The following is a 283-nucleotide window of genomic DNA, read 5'->3' as shown; positions in this document are numbered from 1 at the left end:
GTGGACAGTTATCGACATCGTCAGCAATCGTGTCGCCATCATCATCGGTGTCACAAGCGTTACCCAAGCCATCAGAGTCTGTGTCTTTCTGCTCTTCATTAGCGATTAGCGGGCAGTTATCATCTCCATCGTGACTACCATCGTCGTCACTATCCGCTAACAGTGGGTCCGTACCTTGAGCCGCTTCATTCTCATCGGATACGCCATCGTTATCATCATCTAAGTCACAAGCATTACCCTGACCATCCTGATCAGTATTCTCCTGGTTCGCGTTAACGATTAA

Annotated in this window: 1 protein-coding gene; it reads right to left on the bottom strand. The window is 48.4% G+C overall.

What is annotated here, in order from left to right:
- A partial coding sequence (locus A3766_RS09670) for a thrombospondin type 3 repeat-containing protein (protein WP_197479494.1) occupies window positions 1–283 on the bottom strand: 283 nt, incomplete at both ends.

The organism is Oleiphilus sp. HI0132 (assembly GCF_001635845.1).
The sequence above is the reverse complement of the archived record's forward strand: the minus strand, read 5'-3'. Positions and strand labels throughout refer to the sequence as shown.